This window comes from Mycobacterium sp. TH-M106, assembly GCF_057473765.1.
This window is the reverse complement of record NZ_JBYCLE010000111.1, coordinates 1-8407: the sequence shown is the minus strand read 5'-3', so window position 1 is coordinate 8407 and position 8407 is coordinate 1. Positions and strand designations below refer to the sequence as shown.

Here is an 8407-nt window from a genome sequence, read left to right as displayed (position 1 = left end):
ACGTCGAACGCCGCGACGATCTTGACATCGCGCACGTGATACGGGCCGAACCGCACGTGCATGAGGCCGGGCACCGACGCCGTGTCGTCGGCGTCGGTGTAGTACTGGACGCCTTGCACCAGCGAGGATGCGCAGTTGCCGACGCCGACAATGGCCACGCGCACCTCTGGTGCCGCCGCTGGCGCGGTTTGTTCACTCATATCGACGTTCTCCTCACTTCCACCGATGTCATGCCGTACCCACGTCGCCGGGCCTTCACCCGGGCTAGCTCACGTCTGTTCGGCTCCGCCTTGCGCGACGCGTTCGGCCGCGATCAGCTCGTTGAGCCACTTGACTTCGCGCTCGCTGGACTCCAGCCCCAGCTGATGCAGTTGGCGGGTGTACCTGTCGAACGAGCTGCCGGTCCGTGTCACCGCGTTGCGCAGGCCTTCGCGACGCTCCTCAACCTGGCGGCGCCGACCTTCCAGAATGCGCATGCGCGCCTCGGCGGGGGTGCGGTTGAAGAAGGCCAAGTGCACGCCGAAGCCGTCGTCGGTGTAATTCTGCGGCCCGGTGTCGGCCACGAGTTCGGTGAAGCGCCGGCGGCCGGCGTCGGTCAGCCGGTACACCCGGCGGGCCCGGCGCACCGGGGTGCCGGCCGGCGCGGCGTCCTCGACGATCAGCCGCGCGGCCTGCATCCGCCGCAGGGCGGGGTACAGCGAGCCGTAAGAGAAAGCGCGAAACGCCCCGAGTAAACCGGTCAGTCGTTTGCGCAACTCGTAGCCGTGCATCGGCGACTCCAACAGAAGTCCCAGGATGGCCAGCTCGAGCACCGAGCCACCTCCTTTGCTGGGCTGCTGTTGGGCCACCGCTGGGCCGCATACTGGTCCGACGCTTCGCGCCATAGTATCGCGCCGATATAACCGATGCCAAGGACAGGGGTGGGGCCGACGGCCGACGATAGCCACGCTCCGCGGGAGTTTGCCTCGTCATACGCGAGGGTCGTCGTACTCTGGTCACCGTGCAATTGCAGCGGCAGGTGGTCGATTACGCGCTTCGGCGCCGCTCCCTGCTGGCTGAGGTGTATTGCGGACGTACCGGGGTGGCCGAGGTGTGTGACGCCAACCCGTATCTGCTGCGGGCCGCGAGGTTTCACGGGAAGCCCAGCTCGGTGGTGTGCCCCATCTGCCGCAAAGAGCAGCTGACACTGGTGTCGTGGGTGTTCGGTGACCACTTGGGCGCGGTATCCGGGTCAGCGCGTACCGCCGAGGAGTTGGTCCTGCTCGCCACCCGGCACGCGGAGTTCTCCGTGCATGTCGTCGAGGTGTGCCGTACCTGCAGTTGGAATCACCTGGTGAAGTCGTATGTGCTCGGCGCCGCCCGTCCGCCGAGGGGCTCCCCGGGCAGGCGAAGAGCGCGCGACGGCGCACGCACGGCCAGTGAATAGCCAGGACAGCTCGGGCAATCAGACCCGGGCCGGATCAGCGGCCCGTGGGGCGGTCTCCTCCGGAGACGGGTCGACCGTGATCGTTCCGCGCGTGGCCGACGACCTTCCACCGGATCTGCGGGATCCGATCGAGGCCGTCAAGGCGGCGCTGGAGGCTGAGCCGCGGGAAGGCGAGCAGGCGCTGAGCGGGCCCGGGTCCTCGCCGGGGCAGCGTCCGCGGCGAGCCGATGACGGCCTGCCGCCGTCCGGCGAACCCCTGCGGCCCGGTCCCGCCCGGCCCAGCGGTGCCGACATCCTCGCGGCGCTGCGGCAAGACCTGCGGCGGCTGAATTGGCGGTGGGTCCGGCGGGGGCTGAGTATCACCGCCGCTGTGCTGCTGGTCCTGCCGGTCGTCACGTTCGCGATGGCCTATGTCGTTGTCCACATTCCCCGGCCAGAGGACATCCGCACCAATCAAGTGTCGACGATCCTTGCCAGCGACGGCTCTGAACTCGCCAAAATCGTTCCGCCGGAAGGTAATCGCGTCGACGTCGACCTTGACCAGGTGCCGATGCACGTGCGAAACGCAGTGCTGGCCGCCGAGGATCGCAACTTCTTCTCCAATCCCGGCTTTTCGCTGGCCGGGTTTGTCCGTGCGATACGCAACAACATCTTCGGCGGCGACACGCAGGGTGGGTCGACCATCACGCAGCAGTACGTCAAGAACGCGCTGGTCGGATCGCGACGCGCCGGAGTGGGTGGATTGGTCCGCAAGGCAAAGGAACTGGTCATCGCCACGAAGATGTCCAGGGCGTGGTCCAAGGATGAGGTGTTGCAGGCCTACCTGAACATCATCTACTTCGGCCGCGGCGCTTACGGAATCGCGGCAGGGGCCAAGGCGTACTTCGACAAACCGGTCGCGCAGCTCGACGTCGCCGAAGGAGCGCTGTTGGCGGCGGTGATCCAGCGACCGTCCGCCCTGGATCCCGCGGTCGACCCCGAGCGGGCGGCCAGTCGGTGGAACTGGGTGCTCGACGGCATGGTGGAGACGGGTACGTTGTCGCCGAGCGACCGGGCCGCGCAAGTATTTCCAGCGACCGTGCCGCCCGAGCAGGCCCTTTCGCAGAACCTGACGACCGGACCCAACGGGCTGATCGAGCGCCAGGTGATCAAGGAGCTGCTCGACCTGTTCGACATCGACGAGCAGACACTGAACACGCAGGGGTTGCAGATCACCACTACCATCGACACCCGCGCTCAGCACGCCGCCGAGCAGGCGGTGGCGACGTACCTCGACGGGCAGAATCCGGACCTGCGAGCCGCGGTGGTATCCATCGACCCGCGCAGCGGAGCCGTGCGGGCCTACTACGGCGGTTCCGACCCCAACGGGTTCGACTTCGCCCAGGCCGGGCTGCAGACCGGATCGTCGTTCAAGGTGTTCGCGCTGGTGGCGGCGCTGGAGCAAGGCATCGGTTTGGGCTATCAGGTAGACAGCGCCCCGTTGACCATCGAACATGGCCGGATCAAGATCACCAACGCCGAGGGCGACAGCTGCGGCGTCTGCAACATCGCCGAGGCGCTCAAACGCTCGCTGAACACCGCTTACTACCGCCTGATGCTGAAGTTGAAGAACGGCGCGCAAGACGTCGCCGACGCAGCGCATCAGGCTGGTGTCGCTCAGAGTTTCCCCGGTGTAGCGCAGACCCTGTCGCAGGACGGCAAGGGCGGACCACCCGAAGGCGGGGTTGTCCTGGGTCAGTACCAAACCCGGGTGATCGACATGGCTTCGGCCTACGCCACGCTGGCCGACTCGGGCGTCTACCACCCGCCGCACTTCGTGCAGAAGGTTGTCAACGCAGACGGTGGGGTGCTCTTCGACGCCGGCACCGCCGACACCACCAGCGAACAGCGCATTCCCAAGGCGGTGGCCGACAACGTCACAGCGGCGATGGAACCGATCGCCGGGTGGTCGCGGGGGCACAACCTCGCCGGCGGGCGCCCCTCGGCGGCCAAGACCGGCACCACGCAACTGGGCGACACCGGAGACAACAAGGACGCCTGGATGGTCGGCTACACGCCGTCGCTGTCGACGGCGGTGTGGGTCGGCACCGCCAGCGGCGACCAGCCGCTGAAAAGCCGGTGGGGCGGGCCGGTGTACGGGGCGGGCCTGCCGGCCGACATCTGGAAGGCGACCATGGACGGCGCGCTGAAAGGTACCGACATCGAGTCCTTCCCCAAACCGACCGAGATCGGCGGATACGCCGGGGTTCCGGCCGCGCCGCCGCCGCCTCCGCCGCCGGAGGAACCCCCGCCGCCCTCAGAAACCGTCATCCAGCCGACCATCGAGATAGCGCCCGGAGTCGTCATCCCGATCGGGCCGCCTACCACCATTCCGATCGGCCCGGCGCTGCCGCCGGGCCCGCCCGGGCCGCCGGAGACTCCACCCCGGCCGGGCGCGTCCGAGTCCCCGCCGCCGCCGGCGGGCGCGCAGGAAGCCCCGCCGGGGCCGCCGGAGGCTCCACCGCCGCCGCCGTGATCGACTCCGCACCGCGCCGTGTCACTGTGTCGCCGCGGCCGCTCGTGGCTGACCTGCGCAGCGTCGACGGCCGCGACTTCCCCAGCCGCACTGACCCGCTCACACATGCGCTGTCGAACACCATCGGCGGTCCGGTGGGCCGCCACGCGCTGATCGGGCGGGCCCGGTTCTGCACGCCGGTGCGGGTGATGTTCGCGATCGCCGTGGTCTTCCTGGCGCTGGGGTGGACGACCAAAGCGCCCTGCCTGCAGACCCGCGGAACCGGTACCCCGGATCAGCGGGTCGCCAACTGGGACCATGAACGGGCCTACTACCAGCTGTGCTACTCCGACACGGTGCCGCTCTACGGCGCGGAGCTGTTGAGTCAGGGCAAGTTTCCCTACAAGTCCAGCTGGGTCGAGACCGATCCGTCCGGCAAGCCGCAGACCCGCTACGACGGCCGGCCCGCGGTGCGCTACATGGAGTACCCGGTGCTGACCGGGGTCTACCAGTACACGGCGATGGCGCTGGCCAAGACCTACACCGAGGTGAGCAAGCTGATTGCGGTCCCCGCCTTGAGTGGAGTCGCCGAGGTGGTGGTGTTCTTCGACGTCGCCGCGTTCGGGCTGGCACTGGCGTGGCTGGCCACGGTCTGGGCCACCGCCGGGTTGGCGGGCCGGCGGATCTGGGACGCGGCCCTGGTGGCGGCGTCGCCGCTGGTGATCTTTCAGATCTTTACCAACTTCGACGCGCTGGCAACGGCGTTGGCTGTCTGCGGGTTGCTGGCCTGGGCGCGGCGCAGACCGGTGGGGGCCGGTGTGCTGATCGGCCTGGGCGCGGCGGCTAAGCTCTACCCGGCGTTGTTTCTGGGTCCGCTGCTGGTGCTGGGACTGCGCACCGGCCGGTTGCGTGCGGCAGCCCGGACCGCGGTGGCGACGGTCGCCACCTGGCTGGCAGTGAACCTTCCGGTGCTGGTGCTGTTTCCCCGCGGCTGGTCGGAGTTCTTCCGGCTGAACACCCGCCGCGGCGACGACATGGACTCGGTGTTCAACGTGGTGAAGTCGTTCACCGGGTGGCCGGGATTCGACGCCGGACTGGGCTTCTGGCAGCCGCCGATAGTGCTCAACACGGTGGTGACGGTGCTGTTCGCGCTGTGCTGTGCGGGGATCGGCTATGTCGCGCTGACCGCGCCCGCCCGGCCGCGACTGAGCCAGTTGACATTTCTGGTGGTTGCCGCGTTCCTGCTGACCAACAAGGTCTGGAGTCCGCAGTTCTCGCTGTGGCTGGTGCCGTTGGCGGTGCTGGCCGTTCCGCACCGCCGGGTTCTGCTGGCGTGGATGACCGTCGATGCGCTGGTATGGGTGCCGCGAATGTACTACTTGTACAGCGTCGATAATCGTGGGCTGCCCGAGCAGTGGTTCACCGCCACCGTGCTGCTGCGCGACATCGCGGTGCTGGGGTTGTGCACGTTGGTGATCCGCCAGATCTACCGGCCCGGCCAGGATTTGGTGCGCTGGCACGGCCGATTGGACGATCCAGCCGGCGGGGTGTTCGACCGGGCCCCCGATCACCCGCCGGTGTGGCTGCCGGCCTGGTTGCGGCCGGTCGCGCCCGACTACACGCGGGCCGGGAGTGCGGTGCCGTCGAGCCTGTAGTGAGCTTTAGTGAGCTTTAGTGACGGTGTCGGGCCCGCGGTGAAGCGGGCGATTTCACCAGCCCAGTCGGTGTCAGCTACCCTGATGGCGTTGCCGGCGCAGGCGACCCTCCTGCCACGGGGAGACACACAGCAGCCCGTGGCCGCACACGACCATAGGAGGTGATGAGGTACGCATGCGTCCCTATGAAATCATGGTCATCCTCGACCCCACCCTCGACGAGCGCACCGTGGCACCGTCGCTGGAGGCGTTCCTCAACGTCATCCGCAAGGACGGCGGCACGGTCGACAAGGTCGACATCTGGGGCAAGCGCCGGCTGGCCTATGAAATCGCCAAGCATGCCGAGGGCATCTACGCCGTTGTCGACGTGAAGGCAGCCCCGGCGTCGGTGTCCGAACTCGACCGTCAACTCAACCTGAACGAATCGGTGCTGCGCACCAAAGTGATGCGCACCGACAAGTCGTGACAACCCGGTGACTGTGCTGACTGGGCTGGCTGGGCTGACTGTGCTGACTGGGCTGACTAGGCACGGTGTCGGCCGATGCGTAGGCTCGCCCCAGAACAGGCAATCAACTTCAGGAGGCCCCCGTGGCTGCTGGTGAAACCACCGTTACCGTCGTCGGAAACCTGACCGCGGACCCCGAGCTGCGATTCATCCCGTCCGGCGCGGCCGTGGCGAACTTCACGGTGGCGTCCACGCCGCGCATCTATGACCGCCAGAGCGGCGAATGGAAGGACGGCGAAGCCCTGTTCATGCGGTGCAGCGTTTGGCGCGAGGCGGCTGAGAACGTGGCCGAAAGCCTCACCCGCGGCGCCCGGGTGGTCGTGACCGGACGGCTGCGGCAGCGCTCCTTCGAGACCCGCGAAGGGGAGAAGCGCACCGTGGTCGAACTCGAGGTCGACGAGATCGGCCCGTCGCTGCGGTATGCCACCGCAAAGGTCAACAAGGTCAACCGTGGCGGCGGTGGCGGCGGCTTCGGCGGCGGGCAGGCCCAACCGGCGGCCGAGGCCGCGGCGACCGGTACAGGAGCCGGCGAGGACCCGTGGGGCAGCGCGCCCGCCTCGGGTTCGTTCGGCAGCGGCGACGACGAACCGCCCTTCTGAAGACAAGACAGCGACGAAAGAGAGACCCAGGTGGCTAAATCCAACAGACGACGACCGGCTCCCGAGAAGCCGATCAAGACGCGCAAGTGCGTGTTCTGCTCCAACAAGAACAAAGCCCAGGTGATCGACTACAAGGACACCACGCTACTGCGCACCTTCATCAGCGAGCGCGGCAAGATCCGCGCGCGCCGGGTCACCGGCAACTGCGTGCAGCACCAGCGTGATATCGCGCTGGCGGTGAAAAACGCCCGCGAGGTAGCGCTGCTGCCGTTCACCGCATCGGCGCGGTAGGCGATTCGGCACCGACGAAGAAGGCAGGAAACCCGATGAAGCTGATCCTGACCGCGGAGGTCGAGCATCTCGGTGCTCCCGGCGACACCGTCGAGGTCAAAGACGGGTACGGGCGCAACTATCTGCTCCCGCGAGAGTTGGCGATCGTCGCCTCGCGCGGCGCGCAGAAGCAGGCCGACGCCATCCGCCGCGCCCGCGAATCCAAGACGGTGCGCGACCGTGAGCACGCCGACGAACTCAAGACCGCGATCGAGGCGTTGGGTCCGGTTCGGTTGCCGATGAAGACCTCCTCGGACTCCGGCAAGTTGTTCGGCTCGGTGACCGCCGGCGATGTGGTCGCCGCCATCAAGAAAGCCGGCGGACCGAAGTTGGAGAAGCGGATCGTGCACCTGCCCAAGGCGCACATCAAGGCTGTTGGCACCCATCCGGTTTCGGTGCATCTGCATCCTGAGGTCGACATCCAGGTCACCCTCGAGGTCGTCGCGGCAACCTAAACGCAACACGCCCGAAACATCGACTCGATTCGACACGCCGAAGAGGATTCCTCCACACCGAATCGGTCACCGTGGGCGGCGCTTATCTGCGAGAACGCCGCGCCGATACCCGTTGGTGCACAGGCGTTCCCCACTCGGCCAACATCAGCGGGGGTGGATATCCCCATCCGATGCACAACGCCATGAACAACCCCGTTTGGCGGCGTCGCTGGCAACGTCTACCGTCAACCCGTCGCGGGGCGGCAGCGGCATCCGGGAGATGCCGACACGGTGTTGTCGGTGCTCTGCCCTAGCGTCGGATGCAGCTATCGTCGAATATGCGTTCGATGAGATTGCCGGAGGAGGTGGTAGCGCATGGCGGTCGTCGACGACCTGGGTAATCCGGGCTACCCCGACACCGACGTCCCGCCGCCCGGCGAGGGGTTCGGTCGGCAGCCGCCGCAGGACATGGTCGCCGAGCAGTCGGTGCTGGGCGGCATGCTGTTGAGCAAAGACGCGATCGCCGACGTGCTGGAGCGGCTCCGGCCGGGCGATTTCTACCGCCCGGTGCACCAGAACATCTACGACGCCATCCTGGACCTGTACGGCCGCGGTGAGCCGGCGGACGCGGTGACGGTCGCGGCCGAATTGGATCGCCGCGGCCTGCTGCGCAGGGTGGGGGGCGCGCCGTATCTGCACACGTTGATCGCGACCGTGCCGACGGCGGCCAACGCCGGCTACTACGCGGGGATTGTCGCGGAGAAGTCGCTGCTGCGCCGGCTGGTGGAGGCCGGCACCCGGGTGGTGCAGTACGGCTACGCCGGCGCCGAGGGGTCCGACGTCGCCGGGGTGGTCGACCGCGCGCAGGCCGAGATCTACGAGGTCACCGAGCGGCGGCTGTCCGAGGATTTCGTCCCGCTGGAAGACCTGCTGCAACCGACCATGGACGAGATCGATGCCATCG

At 67.8% G+C, this 8407-nt stretch carries 9 protein-coding genes and 1 pseudogene; 8 read left to right on the top strand and 2 right to left on the bottom strand.

Translation table 11 applies throughout. The annotated features are described in order from the left end of the window. Positions 1-200 (bottom strand): annotated as a pseudogene (locus AC2VOP_RS04000) (inositol-3-phosphate synthase); the annotation flags it as partial. A gap of 69 nt (positions 201-269) precedes the next feature. Next, complete coding sequence (locus tag AC2VOP_RS03995; RefSeq protein ID WP_486959770.1) at positions 270-812, bottom strand: PadR family transcriptional regulator; 543 nt, start codon at positions 810-812, stop codon at positions 270-272. A 188-nt stretch (positions 813-1000) separates the two neighbouring features. Here AC2VOP_RS03995 and AC2VOP_RS03990 point away from each other — a divergent pair, with 188 nt between their 5' ends. The 8 genes from AC2VOP_RS03990 to AC2VOP_RS03955 all read left to right on the top strand — a co-directional run. Next, a complete protein-coding gene (locus tag AC2VOP_RS03990; RefSeq protein ID WP_486959769.1) occupies positions 1001-1426 on the top strand; it encodes a DUF5318 family protein in 426 nt (141 codons plus the stop codon). Then, positions 1419-3941 carry a transglycosylase domain-containing protein gene (locus AC2VOP_RS03985; RefSeq protein WP_486959768.1) on the top strand — a complete coding sequence of 841 codons (2523 nt, stop codon included), beginning with the start codon at positions 1419-1421 and terminating at the stop codon, positions 3939-3941. The genes AC2VOP_RS03990 and AC2VOP_RS03985 overlap by 8 nt, the downstream gene beginning before the upstream one ends. Next, positions 3938-5575 (top strand): glycosyltransferase family 87 protein, encoded by a 1638-nt coding sequence (locus AC2VOP_RS03980; RefSeq protein ID WP_486959767.1) that lies wholly within the window; start codon positions 3938-3940, stop codon positions 5573-5575. The genes AC2VOP_RS03985 and AC2VOP_RS03980 overlap by 4 nt, the downstream gene beginning before the upstream one ends. Before the next feature lie 175 nt (positions 5576-5750). Beyond that, entirely contained in the window at positions 5751-6041 is a 291-nt protein-coding gene (gene rpsF / locus AC2VOP_RS03975) for a 30S ribosomal protein S6 (RefSeq protein WP_486959766.1), read from the top strand. A gap of 122 nt (positions 6042-6163) precedes the next feature. Further along, positions 6164-6679 carry a single-stranded DNA-binding protein gene (locus tag AC2VOP_RS03970; RefSeq protein ID WP_486959765.1) on the top strand — a complete coding sequence of 172 codons (516 nt, stop codon included), beginning with the start codon at positions 6164-6166 and terminating at the stop codon, positions 6677-6679. Positions 6680-6709: 30 nt separating this feature from the next. Next, positions 6710-6970, top strand: a complete 261-nt coding sequence (rpsR, locus tag AC2VOP_RS03965; protein ID WP_486959764.1) for a 30S ribosomal protein S18 — start codon at positions 6710-6712, stop codon at positions 6968-6970. A gap of 35 nt (positions 6971-7005) precedes the next feature. After that, complete coding sequence (gene rplI / locus AC2VOP_RS03960) at positions 7006-7464, top strand: 50S ribosomal protein L9 (RefSeq protein WP_486959763.1); 459 nt, start codon at positions 7006-7008, stop codon at positions 7462-7464. Between the two features lie 354 nt (positions 7465-7818). Further along, positions 7819-8407 (top strand): DnaB-like helicase N-terminal domain-containing protein (locus AC2VOP_RS03955; RefSeq protein WP_486959762.1); only part of this gene is annotated, 589 nt, incomplete at its 3' end.